Genomic DNA, 19,580 nt, shown 5'->3' on the forward strand with positions numbered 1-19,580 from the left:
TTGAAATTCCTCCATTTGTTTTATTTTAGGGTAAAATCAGATTAAGCGCCTTGTTCTTCCTTTTGGTCTGCAACTGCTTTAGCTGCAAGTGCAAGGTTGCGAACTGGAGCTTGAAGTACGCTAAGCAACATAGAAAGTAAGCCATCGCGTGAAGGAAGTTCAGCAAGAGCTTTCACTTCTTCAACAGAAGATACTTTTCCTTCGATAACGCCCGCTTTGATTTCCAGAGCTTCGTGATTTTTCGCGAACTCGTTAAGAACTTTTGCCGGAGCGACAACATCTTCAGTACTGAATGCGATCGCATTCGGTCCAGTTAAGACATCATTCAAACCATCAAGTTCAGCTTGTTCAACCGCACGGCGAGTCATTGTGTTTTTGTACACTTTGAACTCTACGTTAGCTTCGCGAAGCTGTTTACGGAGTTCAGTTACTTCAGAAACGTTAAGTCCGCGGTAGTCAACGATGATCGTTGATTTGCTTTCTTTCAGTTTAGAAGCAATCTCTTCAACAACAACTTTTTTTGTATCAATTGCGCTGCTCATGGTTACACCTCCTGTAGATTTTGTGTAACACTTATACCGCTAGGTGATCACGACTGTGACGACGATTTCATATAAAAAGCCTCCATGTGGACATGGAGGCTGTATATACAAGCATACGTAACGTAATAGCTGTGATATATATACACCTCGGCAGGATATTAAGCCTCATCGGCCCCTGCTGTCTACGGTATAAATGACATATTATATTTTACAACATTTTGAATCATATCAGAATGCTGATCTAAAGTCAAATATTATTTTACGTTGAAAGTAGAAGCGTCTACTTTGACACCAGGGCCCATAGTAGAAGTAACGGCAACGTTTTTCACGTAAACACCTTTAGCCGCAGCCGGTTTTGCTTTCAGGATTGTATCATACATTGTTGTGAAGTTCTCAACAAGTTTTTCATCCTCGAAAGAAACTTTTCCGATCGGAACATGGATGTTACCAGCTTTGTCAACGCGGTATTCTACTTTACCAGCTTTGATTTCGCCGATTGCTTTTTCTACTTCGAATGTAACAGTTCCTGTTTTAGGGTTTGGCATAAGACCTTTTGGTCCAAGCACACGGCCGATTTTACCGACTTCACCCATCATGTCAGGAGTCGCAACGATTACATCGAATTCGAACCAGCCTTGCTGGATTTTCGCGATGTAATCAGAATCGCCGACGTAGTCTGCACCGGCAGCTTCAGCTTCTTTTGCTTTTTCGCCTTTAGCGAATACAAGCACGCGCTGAGTTTTACCAGTTCCGTTAGGAAGTACAACTGCACCGCGGATTTGCTGATCGTTTTTACGAGGGTCAACCCCTAAACGAAAAGCAACTTCAACTGTAGCGTCGAATTTAGCTGTGTTTGTTTTTTTAGTAAGCGCCACTGCTTCAGCGACGTCGTAAGCTTTCGCACGGTCTACAAGCTTCGCAGCTTCAACGTACTTTTTACCTTTTTTAGCCATTTTAAAATTTCCTCCTTATGTGGTTATAGCGGAATAACCTCCCACGAATAAGGGTTGCGAACTTGTGAAAACTCGCAACCCGACAAGAAACAAATTAATCCTCGATAACGATACCCATACTGCGGGCAGTACCTTCAACCATGCGCATTGCCGCTTCAACGTCTGCTGCGTTTAAGTCAGGCATTTTCGTTTCAGCGATTTCGCGAACCTTATCGCGCTTAACGGTTGCCACTTTATTACGGTTTGGTTCACCAGAACCAGACTCAATTCCAGCTGCTTTTTTAAGCAATACTGCAGCAGGCGGAGTTTTTGTAATAAATGTAAATGAACGGTCTTCGTAAACCGAAATTTCAACAGGAATGATTAAACCAGCTTGGTCAGCTGTACGAGCGTTAAACTCCTTACAGAATCCCATGATATTTACACCGGCTTGACCTAGTGCAGGTCCAACTGGCGGCGCTGGGTTAGCTTTTCCAGCAGGAATTTGCAATTTTACAACTTTTACTACTTTTTTAGCCACGAGACACACCTCCTTAAGTCCGTGATGTGGTAATAGGGTAAACCCTCCCACTCAAGGTTTCATTCTTTATATGAATGACGAAATATCAAGCTAGCTGCCTTGGATTAGTCCAAGACGTACCTTTGCTATATTATCATTAATATATAGCAATTTCAAGTTTTTTCACATTACAATTTGTCGATCTGGGTAAATTCCAGCTCAACCGGCGTTTCACGGCCGAACATGTTAACGAATACTTTCACTTTGCTCTTATCATAATCAATCTCTTCAATTGATCCTGTAAAGTTGGCGAAAGGTCCGTCTATGACTTTGACTGTCTCATTCAATTCAAAATCAATGTCGGTTTTCCGCTCATCCATGCCCATGCGTTTTAAGATGGTTTCCGCTTCGCCAGGAAGAAGCGGAGTCGGCTTTGAGCCTGAACCGGCTGATCCGACGAATCCGGTAACGCCCGGCGTGTTGCGGACCACATACCAGGAATCATCAGTCATGACGATTTCAACAAGCACATAACCCGGGAACACTTTCTTTTTGACTACTTTTTTCTTGCCGTTCTTAATATCAGTCTCTTCTTCTTCAGGGACGACAACGCGGAAAATTTTATCCTGCATTCCCATTGATTCCACACGTTTTTCAAGGTTCGCTTTTACTTTGTTTTCATAACCGGAATACGTATGAACAACATACCAATTCTTTTCCATTCTATCAGGACTCTGCAGTCCTTCCCTCCCCGCATTTAAAAATGAAGTGTAAAACAAAAAATAGGCTCAGAGCCTATGAATCCTTTTTTCAACACAATAAAAAACCCGCTGAACGGGTTTTGGCAAACGATATTATGATCTATTATAGCACGTATTGCTGATCATTATTCAACTATTAAACGAATTAATTGAGAAATTCCTGTATCAAGGAGGGCAAAAAAGATAACAAAAAAGATAACCGTTGAAATTACCGTGATCGTATAGCGCGTTAACTCTTTGCCTTTAGGCCAGCTAACCTTTTTCATTTCTTTGCCAACATCTTTAAAGAAACTCATCATGCGCATGTAAAAGACCTCCACAATTTAAAAAGCGAACACTATTTTGTTTCTAAATGAGCTGTATGTGAATTGCAAGTGCTGCAGTACTTCTTAACTTCTAACCGCTCAGCCGCTGATGCAGAGCTTTTCATTGTCGTATAATTACGATTTCCGCATGTTTTGCATGCCAGCGTAATCTTTTTTCTCATGTCGTTACACCTTTTCCTAAACAATCATTTATCTTAATAAAATAGCACAGTCAGAAAAATTCTGTCAATATGACACAGAAACCTGCTACAGACTGATTTCTCTTATTTCCAAATACTTTTCAAGCTTGCGCTTCACGCGCTGCAGGGCATTATCGATTGATTTTACGTGTCGGTTTAAGTCATCTGAAATTTCCTGGTAACTTCTTCCGTCCAAGTACAGAACAAGCACCTTTCTCTCCAGATCGCTCAGCAGTTCTCCCATTTTCATTTCGATATCATCAAATTCTTCCTGATTAATAATCATCTCTTCAGGATTTAACGTTTTAGCGCCTGAAATGACATCAAGCAGTGTTCTGTCAGATTCTTCATCAAAAATAGGTTTGTCTAAAGAAACATAGGAATTTAAAGGAATGTGTTTCTGACGGGTAGCTGTCTTTATTGCGGTAATAATCTGGCGGGTAATGCATAATTCTGCAAAAGCTTTAAATGAAGTAAGCTTGTCCTCTCTAAAGTCTCGGATAGACTTATATAAGCCTATCATCCCTTCCTGCACAATATCTTCTCTGTCGGCCCCTATTAAAAAATAAGACCTTGCTTTCGCCCGTACAAAATTACGGTACTTCGTAATCAAGTAATCTAACGCATCACTATCCCCAACATGAACCTTTTCAATGACCTGCTCGTCCTCCAACTGGCAAAATTGCACTTTGTTGAACTTTCCCTTGCTGTTCTGTAGATTCACTGCGATCCCCCCGGCGCACGTAGATAGAAATATTATACATTAATGGGCGAAAAAGCGTCAACCTAATCCAGACCGCCTCGGCGCCACTTTTCAAACGTTTTCAAAACCTCTTCGGAAAGCTCGATTTTCCCCGGTGGTTTTTCAGAAGTGATCTTTGAAACCCGCCTTTGAATCCGCCGTTCTATCGTATCCACTTCCCTCAGGAGCTCCCGGGCGGATTTGCGGAGAGCCCCTTGTCCGAAAATCGCCCACTGCTCCGTATAATCGGAGGTTGCGACATGAATCTGTGTCGCAATATTATTCAGCGCCTGGGCAAGCTTCTCGATCCGCTCATCCGCCGTCTCATTCTCCCGTGTAAAAATCACTTCGACTCTGTGATTCGTTTGTTTTTTCTCTATGCCTTTTACCAGATGTGCGTCAAACACCACAATGACTCTGATTCCCGTGTAGGACTGATATTCCGCCATCTTCTGGATCAGTACATCTCTCGCTTCTTCAAAACTGTTCGCTTTTAAATCCTTTAGCTGCGGCCAAGCTCCAATCATGTTGTATCCGTCTACTAACAGGATGTCCATCTGTCTTCATTCCCCTAAAGGATTGCGCTTCCGGTAGACTTCATACATGAGAAGGCCGGCCGCTACCGACGCATTCAGAGACGTGACTTTTCCGGCCATCGGAAGTTTAATGAGAAAATCACATTTCTCTTTCACAAGCCGGCCCATTCCTCTGCCTTCGCTTCCGATAACGAGCGCCAAAGGCATCTTGCCGTCCATAGAGCGGTAGTCTTCCCGGGCGGATGCATCCGTTCCGACGACCCAAATCCCCCGCTCCTTCATTTCATCAAGTGTCCGGGCAAGGTTGGTCACCTTCACGACGGGAATGTGTTCAATCGCACCGGTCGAAGCTTTTGCGACCGTCGACGTCAGTCCGACCGCTCTGCGTTTCGGAATCACAATGCCGTGTGCACCGACAGCGTCAGCCGTTCTCATGATGGAACCGAGATTATGAGGGTCTTCCAGCTCGTCCAATATGAGAAAGAAAGGCTGTTCGTTTCTCTCTTCCGCTCTTTTATATAATTCGTCTAATTGTGCATATTCATATGCCGCCACCTGGGCGACAACACCCTGATGCTGCCCTTCCACCATCTGATCGAGTTTTTTCCTCGGTACAAATTGAATGGTGACGCCGCGCTTCTTGGCAAGCTCCATAACTTGCTGCGCCTGTCCTTTTACTGTGTTTTCCGCCATCCATAACTTATACAGCTTGCGATCTGACTTTAACGTCTCAATCACAGCGTTTTTTCCTATGACGTAATCATGTTGCTGACTCATTTGTTTTCCTCCCTGACGTCCCGACTTGTATAGCCTCAGCAATCAGCTGATTCAGTCTTTCTTCTCTTTTCTCAAGAAAAAGGTATCCGAGTAAAGCCTCAAAAGCTGTACTATGGCGGTACGTCTGTACATCTGTGTTTTTAGGCGTCGTCCCTGATTTCGCGTTTCTGCCTCTTCTCAGCACGGCTTCCTCTTCCTCCGTGAAAAAGGATTCGTCCTGAAGGCGGAACAATATGTCTGCCTGTGATTTTGCCGATACAATCCGGCTCGCCTTCTTATGAAGGTCATTCGGTTTCGTAAAGCCCTGCTTAAGCAGGTGATGCCGGACGTATATTTCAAAAATGGCATCACCCATATAAGCGAGCGCAAGACCGTTTAACTGCTTTGAATCTTTGATTTGTTCAAATTGAAGCATCCGCTTACTCTCCCCGCTTCCAGCGAGTTCCCTGGGCCGTATCTTCAAGAATGATATTCATGCTTTTCAGCTGATCGCGAATCTGGTCTGACAAAGCAAAATCGCGATTGCGGCGGGCTTCATTTCTCTTCTCAATCAACTCTTCAATCTCTTCGTCGACAAGCTCTTCTTCGCCGAGCGTAAGTCCGAGAACAGATCCGATTCTGTCAAACATGCTGATAAAGGCTTTAATCACGTGATCCGCCGTATTGTCTTCCTGCATGTAGTAATTGGCGAGCTTCGCCAGATCAAACCAAACGGAAATCGCATTCGCCGTATTAAAATCATCATCCATTGCTTCTTCAAACGCAGTGCGGTGCTCTTCGATTTTAGCGAGCCATTCCTCATCATTGTCAGTCAGATTCGTGCTGCTAATCAAACGATGGTTTAAATTACTGTATGCCGTCTTCAGGCGGTTAAACGCGTTTTTTGTTTTCTCAAGCAGCTCTTCCGAATAGTTGATCGGGTGGCGGTAATGAACGGACAGCATGAAAAATCTCAAAAGCTGCGGGTCATATTGCTTAATGATATCGTGCACCAAAACAAAGTTGCCGAGCGATTTTGACATTTTCTCATTATCGATATTGATATACCCGTTATGAAGCCAGTATTTTGCGAATGTCTTGCCTGTTAATGCTTCAGATTGAGCGATTTCGTTTTCATGGTGCGGGAATGTCAGGTCCTGACCGCCGGCGTGAATATCGATTTCGTCACCCAAATACTTTTTCACCATTGCGGAGCATTCAATATGCCAGCCCGGGCGGCCTTTTCCCCAAGGGCTATCCCATGAAATTTCTCCGTCCTTAGCAGCTTTCCAAAGCGCAAAGTCCAGCGCATCCTCTTTCTTCTCGCCGACACGGATACGCGCGCCTGATCTGAGTTCATCAATTGATTGCTGAGATAGCTTGCCGTAGCCTTCGAAGGCCCTTGTTTTGAAATAGACGTCGCCTTCTGATTCATAAGCGTAACCTTTTTTAATCAGCTCGCTGACAAATTCAATAATGGCGTCCATGTTTTCCATGACCCTGGGGTGAAGATCCGCTTTCCGGCATCCGAGGGCGCCCACGTCTTCAAAATACGCTTTAATGAACCGTTCAGAAACGGTCGGGACGTCCTCGCCGAGCTCGTTGGCCGCCTTAATCAGTTTGTCGTCAACATCGGTGAAATTCGATACGTATTGAACATCGTATCCTTTATACTCCAAATAGTTGCGTACGGTATCATACACAATCGCCGGACGGGCGTTTCCGATATGAATATAGTTGTATACAGTCGGTCCGCACACGTACATTTTTACTTTGCCTTCCTCAAGAGGAACGAATGTTTCCTTTTTCCGTGTCAATGTATTATAAAGTGTAATGGTCATTTTTGGTTGATCCTTTCTTTTTTATCTTCCAGTTCAGCCTGCAGTTCAAAAATCTGCTGCTCCAATGCTCTAAACCGGTCAGCAACCGGATCGGGCAAGTCTTGGTGATTGAGATCGCGTTTGATTTTTCTTCCGTTCTGAATGACGACTTTCCCCGGTATGCCGACAACGGTCGAAAAGTCGGGAACATCACGAAGCACAACGGAGCCGGCCCCTACTTTAGAACCCTGCCCGACCGTAATAGAGCCGAGCACCTTCGCTCCGGTTGCAATTAAAGCATCATCTTTTATGGTCGGATGCCGCTTTCCCTTTTCTTTTCCCGTCCCCCCAAGAGTGACACCTTGGAATACCGTCACGTTATTGCCGATTTCACATGTTTCCCCTATGACGACCCCCATACCGTGATCAATGAAAAACCTTCTCCCGATGGTCGCGCCGGGATGGATTTCAATTCCGGTAAAGAAACGGGCAATCTGTGATATCAGGCGCGCCAGGAAGAAAAATCTCCGTTTATATAAAGCATGTGCAATCCGATGCGCCCATATAGCATGTAAACCAGAATAAGTTAAAACAACTTCGAAATAGCTTCTTGCTGCCGGATCTTGATCGAACACTGTATCTATGTCTTCTTTTAGCATTTTAAAAAACACATGCTTCCCCCCCATTCTCTCCCCGCTCCAGTCTGTTTTTCCGCCTATAAAAAAAGCGCCTCTGCATGTAAACATGACAGAGACGCTTTTACCGCGCGGTTCCACTCTGTTTGAAAAACAAGTCACTGTTTTCCCAACTTAAAAGCCGGTAACGGCGGCGGCCGCCTTTAAATACTGATTTCCGCAGAAATGTTCTTCAAAGGTCTTAAGGGCGCACTTCTAAAACATGACGCATGAATCTCTCTCAGCCGACGAAGATTCTTTCTGTAATGGTCATTGTTTTATACTCTTCCCTGTCAACAATCGTATATTTAAATGCTTTTCAGGCGTCTGACGGCTGTTTCTCTGCCGATCAGCTCAATGGCCTGCGGAAGCTCCGGACCGTGTGTCTGACCGGTAACCGCTACACGAATCGGCATGAACAGCTTTTTGCCTTTATGGCCTGTTTCTTTCTGAACAGCTTTGATTGAGGCTTTGATCAGCTCAGGCGTAAATTCTTCAAGCTCTTCAAGCTTCGCAGCAAATACGCTGAGCACTTCAGGCACCTGTTCTTCTTCCAGAACGGCTTTTGCCTCTTGATTATACTCGATCTCATCTTTAAAGAACAAATCAGTCAGCTCGACAATTTCAGCGCCGTAGCTCAATTGCTCATGGTAAAGAGAGATTAATTTACGAACCCATTCCTGTTCTTCGGCAGAAAGCTCAGTGCCGACTTTTCCTGCTTTTTGCAGGTGCGGCAGGGTCAGCTCAACCACTTGATCAAGATCCAGCGCTTTGACGTATTGGTTGTTGACCCATTTCAGTTTATGCATATCAAACAGAGCCGGTGACTTAGACAAACGATTTACATCAAAAATTTCAATGAATTGTTCTCTTGTGAAAAGCTCTTCTTCACCGACGGGAGACCAGCCGAGAAGTCCGATAAAGTTAAACAGCGCTTCAGGCAGGTAACCCAGCTCATCATACTGCTCAATAAACTGGATAATTGATTCATCTCGTTTACTTAATTTTTTGCGGCTTTCGTTTACGATAAGCGTCATATGTCCGAAGACAGGAATATCCCAGCCGAATGCCTGGAAAATCATGATCTGTTTCGGTGTATTTGAAATGTGATCCTCACCGCGGAGCACGTGCGTCATTTTCATTAAGTAATCGTCAATCGCGACAGCAAAGTTATACGTCGGTGTTCCGTCTTTTTTGACGATGACAAAGTCGCCGATGCCGTCTGATTCAAAAGAAATCTCGCCTTTTACGATATCGTTAAATGCGATGATTTTCCCTTCCGGCACGCGGAAACGGATACTCGGCTGTCTGCCTTCGGCTAAAAACTGCTCCTGCTCTTCCTGAGTCAGGTTTCTGTGTTTGCCGGAATAGCGCGGCATTTCCCCGCGGGCGATTTGCTCTTCACGTTCTTTTTCAAGTTCTTCTTCCGTACAGAAACATTTATAAGCAAGCCCTTTTTCAAGAAGCTCTTCATAGTACTCTTTGTAAATGTCGTTACGCTCAGACTGGCGGTACGGGCCGTATTCTCCGCCGACATCCACACTTTCATCCCAGTCCATGCCGAGCCATTTCAAATAGTTGAGCTGACTTTGCTCTCCGCCTTCAATATTTCTCTTTTTGTCCGTATCCTCAATCCGGATAATAAACTTTCCGCCTTGGCTGCGGGCAAATAAATAGTTAAAAAGCGCCGTTCTGGCGTTCCCGATATGCAAATGTCCGGTCGGACTCGGTGCATAACGAACGCGTACTTCATTTCCCATGTTCAAATACTTCCTTTCATCTCGTCTGTAGCCTCTAGCCGAATATATGTATCTATTCTACCACCAAATAGACCCGGCATCAAAACAATGATCAGGCTTTTTGGATCAGAACGGTTGCCTGAGCGGCAATTCCTTCGGCTCTTCCGGTAAACCCGAGCTTTTCGGTCGTCGTCGCTTTTACGTTTACTTGAGAGACGTCCGCCTCAAGGCCTTCCGCTATCCGTTTTCTCATAGCATCAATATGCGGCGCCATTTTCGGCTTTTGCGCAATAATCGTGCAGTCTATATTTCCGAGTACGTACCCTTTTTCTTTTACAATGTTCCAGACATGCTGAAGCAGCTTAAAAGAATCCGCATCCTTGAATTCCGGATCAGTATCCGGGAAATGTTTGCCGATATCTCCTTCACCTGCCGCTCCGAGACACGCGTCTGCGACTGTATGCAGCAATACATCAGCATCTGAATGTCCGAGCAGTCCCTTTTCATAAGGAATTTCAATTCCGCCGATGATGAGCGGACGGCCTTCCGTTAATTGATGCACATCAAATCCTTGTCCGATTCTAAACATTATGATTCCCACTTTCCGCTTTCATGATTGCTTCCGCAAATATCAGGTCATCCGGCGTTGTCAGCTTAATATTGGTATAGCTGCCTTCAACGATACTCACCTGATATCCATCAAGACGCTCGACGAGGCTGGCGTCATCCGTACCTAAGAAGCCTTTGTTTTCCGCTTCCATATGCGCCGTCTTCAATAAAGAAAGACGAAAAGCTTGCGGCGTTTGAACGGCCCACAAGCTTGAACGGTCAAAGGTCTCCGCAACCCGGGAGCCTTCCGCCCGTTTTATCGTGTCTTTCACAGGAACAGCCAGGACAGCCGCTCCTGCCTCCTCTGCTGTTTCAACGAGCTTATCGATATGCTGATGTGTGACAAACGGGCGCGCTCCGTCATGAACAAGGACGACCGATTCCTTATCAATCACTTTCAGTCCTTCGTATACACTGTGCTGACGCTCCGCACCTCCGGTAACAAGCTCAATTTCCGTCTGAATCGGAAATTGGGCCAGCAGCTGGCGAAAATCTTCCCGTTCACTCTCATTTATCACCAGGATTATTTTCTGACAGGGTGCGTGGCTTTCAAAAACCCGCAGTGTGTGTATAATAACAGGCGCACCTTTTAAGCTGATGAACAGCTTATTTTTCCCGGCCTTCATCCTTTTTCCTTGTCCGGCAGCCGGAATAACGACAACATACTCCATATGAACTCCCTCTTAAAGAGCTTTCTCAAGCAGCTTGGGCTTGGCAAAAATCATTCGTCCCGCCGCTGTCTGCAGTACGCTGGTTACGAGCACATCAATATGTTTCCCTATATAATTGCGGCCTTCTTCCACAACAATCATCGTGCCGTCATCCAAGTAAGCCACACCTTGATTATGCTCTTTCCCGTCCTTAATCACCTGCACATTCATCTCTTCGCCCGGAAGCACAACCGGCTTCACCGCGTTTGCAAGGTCATTAATATTCAGTACCGCAACCTTTTGAAGCTCGCATACTTTATTTAAATTAAAATCATTCGTCACAACGACACCGGATGTCAGCTTCGCAAGTTTGACAAGCTTGCTGTCAACCTCCTGAATGTCTTCGAAGTCGCCTTCATAAATTTCAACCGTAATATCCAGTTCCTTTTGAATGCGATTCAAGATATCCAGTCCGCGGCGTCCTCTGTTACGTTTTAAAACATCTGAAGAATCAGCGATATGCTGTAATTCCTCCAGCACAAATTGAGGAATGACAATGACGCCTTCTAAAAAGCCCGTCTGACAAATATCTGCAATTCTCCCATCAATAATAACACTTGTATCCAAGATTTTCAGCCTTTTATCCTGTTCTTCCTGCTCCTCATCAGCACTTCCCTTTTTCTTCTGCATTCTGGCAGAAATGGAGAAAAGACTGATCAGTTCATCCTTTTTCTTAAATCCGACTTGGAAGCCCAGATAACCGAGAAAGAAAGCCAGAAAGACCGGAATGATGGTGCTGAATATACGGTACGGAATATTGTCCAGCGGAATCACGTTTACAATGAGATATGCGATGATAAGTCCAAAAACCAATCCGAGACTCCCGAATAACAGATCCGGCACCGGAGCTCTCAGCAAAGAATCTTCAATCCATTTTACCCAATTAATCACATATTCTGTCGTCCATATACTGATGAGAAAAAAGATAATAGCACCAATTGCAGCAGACGTATATGCGTTTGTTATTAAAGGTATGTCCTGTATATTTGACAGCACAAACAATTCAGGTATTAAAAAGATACCGACAACGCCGCCCACAATAATGAAGAACGCCTGAACTATTCGTTTTAACATACCTCCACCTCCTTTTAAGTAACATTTTTTCAGCAGACTGTCAGAGCCTACAAATTCAGAATAAACAAAAACTAACAATAATATACCCAGATTCCGACAGGTTTAAGCGATACTTAAAGCTGTCTATCTATATAGTGTTTTTCCTGAAGGCGTTTTAAGCCTTTTTTGATTTTTTGGGCGCGCACTTCGCCGATACCCTCGACATCATCAAGCTCTTCTACAGTGGCTTCCGTTATGCTTGGCAAAAACCCGAACGCCTCAACCACATTTTCAACAATCGGCATCGGCAGACGCGGAATTTTGTTCAGCAGCCTGTAGCCTCTCGGGAGCACATAATCATCAAGATTCGTAGAAGCCGGATATCCAAGCAGTTTAAACAGAATGGAATCATCAAGCAGATCATAGCTGGACATATCCTGAAGCTCTTTTAACAGCACGAACGGATCTTTGATTTTTTCTTTGACATAGTCTTTGATGAAAAGTGCCGCCTCTTCTTCCATGTCCGTAATCAGTTCAATCACCTGCAGACGGATTAAGTGGCCTTCCGTTCCGAGTTCTTTAATATACATATTGATTTCATTTTTTATTCGGAGCACCATTTCATACCGATGCATGACAGACAGCACGTCACTGAATGTCACAAGCTCCTCAAACTCTAATGCGTTTAAAGCCGTAATCGTTTTGTCTAAAATGGTTTTATACTTCTCGAGCGTTTGAATCGCCTGATTTGCCTTTGTTAAAATAAAACCTATGTCCTTTAGTGTGTACTTCATGCTGTCCTGATATAACGTAATGACATTTCTGCGCTCAGAAATGGCGATGACGAGACAGCCGGTCTGCTTCGCCACCCGTTCCGCCGTACGGTGCCTCATTCCCGTTTCTGAAGAAGAAATGGTCGCCTCCGGCATAAGCTGCGTATTCGCATAAAGAATTTTCTGGCCGGAATCACTTAAAATAATGGCACCGTCCATTTTGGCCAGCTCGTATAAGTGAGCGGGCGCAAATGATGTATTAATATGAAAACCGCCATCCACGACTTGCTTTACCTTATCATTGTATCCGACAACAATCAGGCCGCCTGTATTTGCCCGAAGTACATTCTCTATCCCGGCTCTGAGCGGGGTGCCCGGTGCAACGAACTGCAGAATTGCAGACAGGTCAAGCTCTTGTTTCGCCCCTTTTTTCTCTTTTTCCATCTATTATGATCCTCCTAATGAAGTACGAAGCGCTTCTGCAACATTTGCTACTCCGACAACCTCAATCCCTTTTGGTATTGTCCACCCGTCTGCATTCGCCTCAGGTATGATCATGCGCTTGAAGCCGAGTTTTGCCGCTTCTTTTACGCGCTGTTCGATTCTTGACACCCTGCGGACTTCTCCTGTCAGTCCCACTTCACCGATAAAGCAATCTGCGGGATTCGGCGGTGTATCTCTGAAGCTTGAGGCAATGCTGACGGCTACTGCCAAATCAATCGCCGGTTCATCCAGTTTGACCCCGCCGGCGACTTTTAAATATGCATCTTGATTTTGAAGCAAAAGACCCACCCGCTTCTCAAGCACAGCCATAATTAACGATACCCTGTTGTGGTCAATGCCTGTAGCCATACGGCGCGGGTTTCCAAAACTGGTCGGTGATATGAGCGCCTGGATTTCAACCAGGATCGGTCTCGTTCCTTCCATTGACGCAACGATACTCGAGCCCGATGCCCCGGCAGAACGCTCTTCCAAGAAAATTTCAGAAGGGTTCAGCACTTCCGTAAGCCCCTCTTCCCGCATTTCAAAGATGCCCATTTCATTTGTTGAGCCGAAACGGTTTTTTACGGCCCGCAAAATACGGAATGTATGGTGCCGCTCTCCTTCAAAGTATAGAACGGTATCGACCATGTGCTCAAGCAATCTCGGCCCTGCGATCGATCCTTCTTTTGTGACGTGTCCGACGATAAAAATAGGTATGCCGTTTGTTTTCGCAATTTTCATCAATTCGGCCGTACACTCTCTTACTTGTGATACACTGCCGGGAGCCGAGGTGATATCACTTTGGTAAACGGTCTGAATGGAGTCTACGACAACAAATGCGGGTTTCATCTCTTGTATAGCAGACGAAATATACTCCATATCGGTTTCAGATAAAACATGTAACATTTGGCTGTTGATTCCAAGTCTGTCGGCGCGCAGCTTCGTTTGCTTCACGGATTCTTCCCCTGAAATGTAAAGCACGCTGCCGGCCGTATCTGCTAATTGTGCGGATACTTGGAGAAGGAGCGTTGATTTTCCGATCCCGGGATCGCCGCCGATCAATACTAGCGAGCCTTTCACAACGCCGCCGCCAAGCACTCTGTTGAATTCTTCGAGCTTTGTTTGAACGCGGGGTTCTTCTGATGTTTCAATTGATGTAATGGGTGATGGTTTCTGGACGGTTTGAACGGAGTGGGAGAAAGCCGCCCGCCGATTCGCCGGCGCTTTTTTTATGGTTTCTTCCACCATTGTATTCCAAGCCCCGCAGCCCGGGCACTTTCCCATCCACTTTGCGGATTCATAACCGCATGAGTGGCAGATGAATTTTGTTTTTGATTTAGCCATATATGTTGTAAGACCTCTTCCTTATCGAATATTTCTCTATATAACAAAGTGAGGCATACACTCGCTTACGTATGCCTCATGTTTGTCACTATATTAGTTCGTTTTAGCAGTTGTTTTTACGACAAATTCGCCGTCCTCAACATCAAGAACAATGTGCTGCCCTTTATCAATATTGCCTCTGAGGAGTTCTTCTGATAACCGGTCCTCCACATGCTTTTGAATCGCTCTTCTTAACGGACGTGCGCCGTATTCCAAATCGACGCCCTCTTCTGCTACTTTTGCTTTTGCAGCATCCGTCAGCTCGATAGAGAGATCTTGTTCTTTCAGACGTTTTGTTAACTGATCAGACATAAGCGACACGATGTCTGTAAGATGTTTTTTCTCAAGGGAGTGGAAGACGATAATTTCGTCAATCCGGTTGATAAACTCAGGTCTGAAGGCACGCTTCAGCTCTCCCATGACTTTGTCTTTCATATCTTTATGGTTTTGTGATTCATCCTGGACATTGAAGCCCACATATTTGTTGCGCTTCAGCTCGCTCGCCCCGACGTTTGACGTCATAATCAGGATCGTGTTGCGGAAATCCACAGTGCGTCCTTTTGAATCAGTCAAGCGTCCGTCTTCAAGCACTTGCAGGAGAATGTTAAACACATCAGGGTGCGCTTTTTCAATTTCATCAAGCAATACGACAGAGTAAGGTTTTCTTCTCACTTTTTCTGTCAGCTGGCCGCCTTCATCATAGCCGACATATCCGGGAGGAGAACCGACAAGGCGTGAAGTCGAGTGTTTCTCCATGTATTCGGACATATCCACTCTGATCATCGCTTCCTCATCACCGAAAATGGATTCCGCCAGCGCTCTTGCCAGCTCTGTCTTCCCAACGCCTGTAGGGCCTAAGAAGATGAATGAACCAATCGGACGTTTCGGGTCCTTCAGTCCGGCTCTTGCACGTCTGACAGCCTTTGCAACGGCTACAACGGCTTCATCCTGGCCGATGACGCGGGAATGCAGAATGCTTTCCATATTGAGAAGCTTATCTGTTTCCGTTTGGGCAATTTTAGATACGGGAACCCCGGTCCAGCTGGATACAACCATCGCGATATCCTCTACAGAAACTTCGGAGTTCTCCTGGCCTTGTTTTTCTTTCCACGTTTTTTTCGTGTCTTCCACCTGTTCTCTCAGACGCTGCTCCGTATCACGGAGCGAAGCCGCTTTTTCAAACTCCTGGCTCTGAACGGCAGCGTCTTTTTCCTTGCGAACTTCATCGAGTTTCTGCTCAAGCTCTTTTAAGTTCGGAGGCGTTGTGAAAGAACGGAGACGCACTTTTGAACCGGCTTCATCAATTAAATCGATCGCTTTATCCGGAAGGAAGCGGTCAGAAATATAACGGTCGGACAATTTAACCGCCGCTTCGATCGCTTCATCGGTAATGGATACGCGGTGATGCGCTTCATACCGGTCACGGAGCCCTTTTAAAATTTGAATGCTTTCATCGGCTGACGGCTGATCCACCTGAATCGGCTGGAAACGGCGCTCGAGAGCCGCGTCTTTTTCGATATATTTACGGTATTCATCAAGCGTTGTGGCACCGATGCATTGAAGCTCTCCGCGGGCCAGTGAAGGTTTTAAGATATTCGATGCGTCAATCGCACCTTCTGCTCCCCCTGCTCCGATCAGTGTATGCAGTTCGTCAATGAATAAAATAATATTGCCGGCCTGACGTATTTCATCCATTACTTTTTTCAAACGGTCTTCAAATTCTCCGCGGTATTTCGTACCGGCTACAACCGTACCCATGTCTAACGTCATTACGCGTTTATCACGTAAAATTTCCGGCACTTCATTATTGATGATCTGCTGTGCGAGGCCTTCAGCAATCGCAGTTTTACCTACACCCGGTTCTCCGATAAGAACGGGATTATTTTTCGTTCTGCGGCTTAATACCTCAATAACACGCTGAATTTCTTTGCTTCGGCCGATAACCGGATCAAGACTGTCTTCCTTCGCAATCGCAGTTAAATCACGCGCCAGACTGTCCAGCGTCGGCGTGTTTGCATTGCTGTTCGTACCGGATGCAGAAGATCCCGTCTCATTGCTTCCCAGAAGCTGCAGCACCTGCTGTCTCGCCTTATTCAAGCTGACACCGAGATTATTCAGAACTCTCGCCGCCACGCCTTCTCCTTCACGAATCAGTCCGAGAAGTATGTGTTCTGTTCCCACATAAGAATGTCCTAGCTTTCTGGCTTCATCCATGCTGAGCTCAATGACTTTTTTTGCTCTTGGCGTATAATGAATCGTTTGAGACATTTCCTGCCCCCGTCCGATTAAGCTCTCCACTTCTTTCTGAATTTTATCCGAACCGAGCCCGAGTGCTTGGAGTGCTTTAGCCGCAATCCCTTCTCCTTCACGAACCAGACCTAATAAGATATGTTCAGTTCCAATATTGTTATGGCCTAAGCGCAGTGCTTCTTCCTGTGCCAGTGCCAATACCTTTTGAGCTCGCTCTGTAAACCTTCCAAACATCATATCGAATCATCCTCCTGTCTATTTGCACTCATTTCTAAATGCAGCCTTTCCCTGATAAGAGCCGCTCTTCTCGCGTCTCTTTCGTTCGGCCGTAATGCACCGCCCGAATATTGCTGGAGAAAACCCGGCTGTGTCAAAATCATCAGTTCATTAAGTATATTGCTTGATAGCCCTTTGATGATCCCCAGGTCTATCCCCAGCCGAACGTCAGAAAGGCATTTCGCCGTTTCCTTTGATTCAATCATACGGCAGTTGGATAAAACGCCGTAAGATCTGAATACCCGGTCCTCCAATTCAATTTTCGAAGTTTGGTAAAGCGCTTCTCGGGCTGAACGTTCCTGCTCAATCAGCTGGGCAGCCACACTGTTTAAATCATCTACAATGTCCTGTTCTGATTTTCCGAGTGTGATTTGATTTGAAATTTGAAAGATATTTCCTAATGCTTCGCTGCCTTCACCGTAAATTCCTCTAACAACTAAGCCTAATTGGTTAATTGCCGGTATAATTCGATTCATTTGCCTAGTTAATACAAGGCCCGGCAAATGCATCATGACTGAAGCCCTTAGTCCCGTCCCTACATTTGTAGGACAGCTTGTTAAGTACCCTCTCTTCTCTCCAAAGGCGTAATCCACTTTCTCCTCAATCCAGTCATCAACCTGGTTTGCCGCTTTTATGGCATTGAGAAGCTGGAAGCCGGGGAAGAGGCATTGAATTCTGATATGATCTTCTTCATTTAACATAATGCTGACTTCTTCATTTTCAGAAAGCAGACAGCCGCCAAAAGGAGATTCCGTTAAATTCGGGCTGATCAGATGTTTCTCCATCAGCACCCGTTTTTCCAAAGGCTGAGCTTCACTCATTCTGATTAAATGAAATTGACCGATATCAGGCAGTTCCTTACCTGAAAAATGATCTTCGAATTGCTGAATGATGGATGAGGCTTCTTCATTCGTATACCGGGCGGGAAACTTTATATTTTCAAAGTTTCGGGCCAACCGTATACGGCTGCTGAGTACAATGTCACTTTCAGGTCCCTTTTGCTTCATCCAATTGCTTAGTGCGTCCTGAATAAAATGCTTGAGCGACATTACCCTTGTTCCCCCTCACTGTCTGTACTTTTTAATTCCTGCTCTAACGATCGGATCTGATCCCTGACCTCCGCTGCTCTTTCAAACTCTTCGTGGTGTATTAAAGATTCAAGTTCTTTTTTTAACATTTCCATTTGCCGTCTTACATGCAGGTTTCCGCCTATTCGTTTTGGAATTTTCCCGGCATGCACCGTATTCCCGCTGTGAACTTTTCGCAAGATCGGCGTAATTTGGCTGTAGAACGTATCGTAACATTCCGCACAGCCGAAACGCCCTGTTTTTCTCAGCTGCTGAAACGTCATACCGCATTTCTTACAAGCTGTCCCTTGCTCTGAGTAGCCGAACATTTGAGAACCGGTGTTTTGAAATGAGGACTCCATATTCAGCAGCCCTGATAATAAATTATGAATCGAGAACCCTTGGTTTCCACTTATACTGTATGAATCGCTATTTTCTTTTGCACATTGTTCACAAATATGAACTTCTTGCTTTTCTCCATTAACAACTTTCGTAAAGTGAAAAGTGGCCGGTCTCTCATTGCATTCTTGACAAATCAATCTTTTCACCCGCTTACTTTAGTTTTAAAGATGTGAGCATTGCTTTCATCATTCTGGCTCTTAGTTCATCCCGTTCGGGCAAATCAATATATAGAACTGAACGATCCATTACACTCACCATCATTTTAGCTTCTCTTTCCGAAATAACTCCGTCCTCTAACAGTCTGAGAATAATGTCATCAGAGGCTGCCTGGGACAAGTGGGTATGGATCTGCGAAATAATATTATTGATGAGGACGACTTCGTTATTCATTTTAATTTTGATAATACGAATATAACCGCCGCCTCCCCGTTTACTTTCAACAATATATCCTCTTTCACTTGTAAATCTGGTGTTGATGACATAATTTATTTGGGAAGGAACACATTGAAATTTATCAGCGATTTCACTGCGTTTGATCTCTAAAATTTCTTTGCCATTTTGATCTAATACTTGTTTCAAGTACTGTTCAATGATGTCAGAAATATTATGTCCCACTCAACCCCCTCCTTTATTGACTTTGACTATATTTGACTTTAATCTTACTATAAGGTGTTTCGCAAAATTTTTCAACTGTATCGCTCTATCTCTATTATTTCCACTTTGCACAAGCATAAAACCTGCTTTTGCAAAAAGGCATATCGTTACGTTTCTCATATTATATAACGTATGCAGAAAAACACAAAAAAGGCAGCTCATGATGAGCTGCCTTTACCGTAATGATAGCTTGGCGGCGTCCTACTCTCACAGGGGGAAACCCCCGACTACCATCGGCGCTGAAGAGCTTAACTTCCGTGTTCGGCATGGGAACGGGTGTGACCTCTTCGCTATCGCCACCAAACCATTGAGAGTGTTCTCTCAAAACTAGATAACAGTAAGCATACATTCAAATTGGTTAAGTCCTCGATCGATTAGTATCTGTCAGCTCCA

General features: G+C 44.9%; 22 protein-coding genes, 1 rRNA gene and 2 other annotated features. All 23 genes read right to left on the bottom strand.

The window, feature by feature from the left end; genetic code table 11:
• Nucleotides 1-41: 41 nt before the first annotated feature.
• On the bottom strand, nt 42-542 hold the full coding sequence (rplJ, locus tag G9F48_RS18600) for a 50S ribosomal protein L10 (protein WP_003156433.1): 501 nt from the start codon (nt 540-542) through the stop codon (nt 42-44).
• A gap of 63 nt (nt 543-605) precedes the next feature.
• Nucleotides 606-748 (bottom strand) — a sequence feature (ribosomal protein L10 leader region).
• Nucleotides 749-796: 48 nt separating this feature from the next.
• A complete protein-coding gene (gene rplA / locus G9F48_RS18605) occupies nt 797-1,495 on the bottom strand; it encodes a 50S ribosomal protein L1 (RefSeq protein ID WP_003156431.1) in 699 nt (232 codons plus the stop codon).
• 94 nt (nt 1,496-1,589) lie between these two features.
• Nucleotides 1,590-2,015, bottom strand: a complete 426-nt coding sequence (gene rplK / locus G9F48_RS18610; RefSeq protein ID WP_003156430.1) for a 50S ribosomal protein L11 — start codon at nt 2,013-2,015, stop codon at nt 1,590-1,592.
• Nucleotides 2,016-2,182: 167 nt separating this feature from the next.
• Nucleotides 2,183-2,716: a transcription termination/antitermination protein NusG gene (gene nusG, locus G9F48_RS18615; protein ID WP_003156423.1), complete on the bottom strand. Its 534-nt coding sequence runs from the start codon at nt 2,714-2,716 to the stop codon at nt 2,183-2,185.
• A gap of 164 nt (nt 2,717-2,880) precedes the next feature.
• Nucleotides 2,881-3,060 carry a preprotein translocase subunit SecE gene (gene secE, locus G9F48_RS18620; protein ID WP_003156422.1) on the bottom strand — a complete coding sequence of 60 codons (180 nt, stop codon included), beginning with the start codon at nt 3,058-3,060 and terminating at the stop codon, nt 2,881-2,883.
• Between the two features lie 32 nt (nt 3,061-3,092).
• On the bottom strand, nt 3,093-3,242 hold the full coding sequence (gene rpmG, locus G9F48_RS18625) for a 50S ribosomal protein L33 (protein ID WP_003156421.1): 150 nt from the start codon (nt 3,240-3,242) through the stop codon (nt 3,093-3,095).
• An 85-nt stretch (nt 3,243-3,327) separates the two neighbouring features.
• The gene (sigH, locus tag G9F48_RS18630; RefSeq protein WP_003156415.1) at nt 3,328-3,984 is read right to left on the bottom strand and encodes an RNA polymerase sporulation sigma factor SigH; all 657 of its coding nucleotides are present in this window, start codon (nt 3,982-3,984) and stop codon (nt 3,328-3,330) included.
• A gap of 62 nt (nt 3,985-4,046) precedes the next feature.
• Nucleotides 4,047-4,559: a ribosome-dependent mRNA decay endonuclease Rae1/YacP gene (gene rae1, locus G9F48_RS18635; RefSeq protein WP_003156414.1), complete on the bottom strand. Its 513-nt coding sequence runs from the start codon at nt 4,557-4,559 to the stop codon at nt 4,047-4,049.
• Between the two features lie 6 nt (nt 4,560-4,565).
• Nucleotides 4,566-5,315 (bottom strand): 23S rRNA (guanosine(2251)-2'-O)-methyltransferase RlmB, encoded by a 750-nt coding sequence (rlmB, locus tag G9F48_RS18640; protein ID WP_003156413.1) that lies wholly within the window; start codon nt 5,313-5,315, stop codon nt 4,566-4,568.
• Nucleotides 5,299-5,730 (bottom strand): Mini-ribonuclease 3, encoded by a 432-nt coding sequence (locus G9F48_RS18645; protein ID WP_003156412.1) that lies wholly within the window; start codon nt 5,728-5,730, stop codon nt 5,299-5,301. The genes rlmB and G9F48_RS18645 overlap by 17 nt, the downstream gene beginning before the upstream one ends.
• 4 nt (nt 5,731-5,734) lie before the next feature.
• The gene (gene cysS / locus G9F48_RS18650; RefSeq protein ID WP_003156411.1) at nt 5,735-7,135 is read right to left on the bottom strand and encodes a cysteine--tRNA ligase; all 1,401 of its coding nucleotides are present in this window, start codon (nt 7,133-7,135) and stop codon (nt 5,735-5,737) included.
• The gene (gene cysE / locus G9F48_RS18655; protein WP_003156410.1) at nt 7,132-7,785 is read right to left on the bottom strand and encodes a serine O-acetyltransferase; all 654 of its coding nucleotides are present in this window, start codon (nt 7,783-7,785) and stop codon (nt 7,132-7,134) included. Before cysE ends, cysS begins: the two co-directional genes overlap by 4 nt.
• A gap of 75 nt (nt 7,786-7,860) precedes the next feature.
• Nucleotides 7,861-8,094: a binding site (T-box leader), on the bottom strand.
• A 2-nt stretch (nt 8,095-8,096) separates the two neighbouring features.
• The gene (gltX, locus tag G9F48_RS18660) at nt 8,097-9,548 is read right to left on the bottom strand and encodes a glutamate--tRNA ligase (RefSeq protein ID WP_015388783.1); all 1,452 of its coding nucleotides are present in this window, start codon (nt 9,546-9,548) and stop codon (nt 8,097-8,099) included.
• A 91-nt stretch (nt 9,549-9,639) separates the two neighbouring features.
• A complete protein-coding gene (ispF, locus tag G9F48_RS18665; RefSeq protein ID WP_003156407.1) occupies nt 9,640-10,116 on the bottom strand; it encodes a 2-C-methyl-D-erythritol 2,4-cyclodiphosphate synthase in 477 nt (158 codons plus the stop codon).
• Nucleotides 10,109-10,807, bottom strand: a complete 699-nt coding sequence (ispD, locus tag G9F48_RS18670) for a 2-C-methyl-D-erythritol 4-phosphate cytidylyltransferase (RefSeq protein WP_015239038.1) — start codon at nt 10,805-10,807, stop codon at nt 10,109-10,111. The genes ispF and ispD overlap by 8 nt, the downstream gene beginning before the upstream one ends.
• Before the next feature lie 12 nt (nt 10,808-10,819).
• On the bottom strand, nt 10,820-11,920 hold the full coding sequence (locus G9F48_RS18675; RefSeq protein ID WP_003156403.1) for a PIN/TRAM domain-containing protein: 1,101 nt from the start codon (nt 11,918-11,920) through the stop codon (nt 10,820-10,822).
• A 113-nt stretch (nt 11,921-12,033) separates the two neighbouring features.
• Nucleotides 12,034-13,116, bottom strand: coding sequence for a DNA integrity scanning diadenylate cyclase DisA (disA, locus tag G9F48_RS18680; RefSeq protein WP_003156401.1), 1,083 nt, complete (start codon nt 13,114-13,116; stop codon nt 12,034-12,036).
• A 3-nt stretch (nt 13,117-13,119) separates the two neighbouring features.
• Entirely contained in the window at nt 13,120-14,499 is a 1,380-nt protein-coding gene (gene radA / locus G9F48_RS18685; protein ID WP_014304212.1) for a DNA repair protein RadA, read from the bottom strand.
• 93 nt (nt 14,500-14,592) lie between these two features.
• Nucleotides 14,593-17,025, bottom strand: coding sequence for an ATP-dependent protease ATP-binding subunit ClpC (clpC, locus tag G9F48_RS18690; RefSeq protein WP_007410388.1), 2,433 nt, complete (start codon nt 17,023-17,025; stop codon nt 14,593-14,595).
• Nucleotides 17,022-18,113 carry a protein arginine kinase gene (locus G9F48_RS18695; RefSeq protein ID WP_003156398.1) on the bottom strand — a complete coding sequence of 364 codons (1,092 nt, stop codon included), beginning with the start codon at nt 18,111-18,113 and terminating at the stop codon, nt 17,022-17,024. Before G9F48_RS18695 ends, clpC begins: the two co-directional genes overlap by 4 nt.
• Nucleotides 18,113-18,670, bottom strand: a complete 558-nt coding sequence (locus G9F48_RS18700; protein ID WP_003156397.1) for a UvrB/UvrC motif-containing protein — start codon at nt 18,668-18,670, stop codon at nt 18,113-18,115. Before G9F48_RS18700 ends, G9F48_RS18695 begins: the two co-directional genes overlap by 1 nt.
• Before the next feature lie 13 nt (nt 18,671-18,683).
• The gene (gene ctsR, locus G9F48_RS18705; RefSeq protein ID WP_003156396.1) at nt 18,684-19,148 is read right to left on the bottom strand and encodes a transcriptional regulator CtsR; all 465 of its coding nucleotides are present in this window, start codon (nt 19,146-19,148) and stop codon (nt 18,684-18,686) included.
• 227 nt (nt 19,149-19,375) lie between these two features.
• Nucleotides 19,376-19,491, bottom strand: a 5S ribosomal RNA gene (gene rrf / locus G9F48_RS18710).
• Nucleotides 19,492-19,580 lie beyond the last annotated feature (89 nt).

Source organism: Bacillus sp. EKM420B, from assembly GCF_011065565.1.
GTDB classification, from domain to species: domain Bacteria; phylum Bacillota; class Bacilli; order Bacillales; family Bacillaceae; genus Bacillus; species Bacillus velezensis.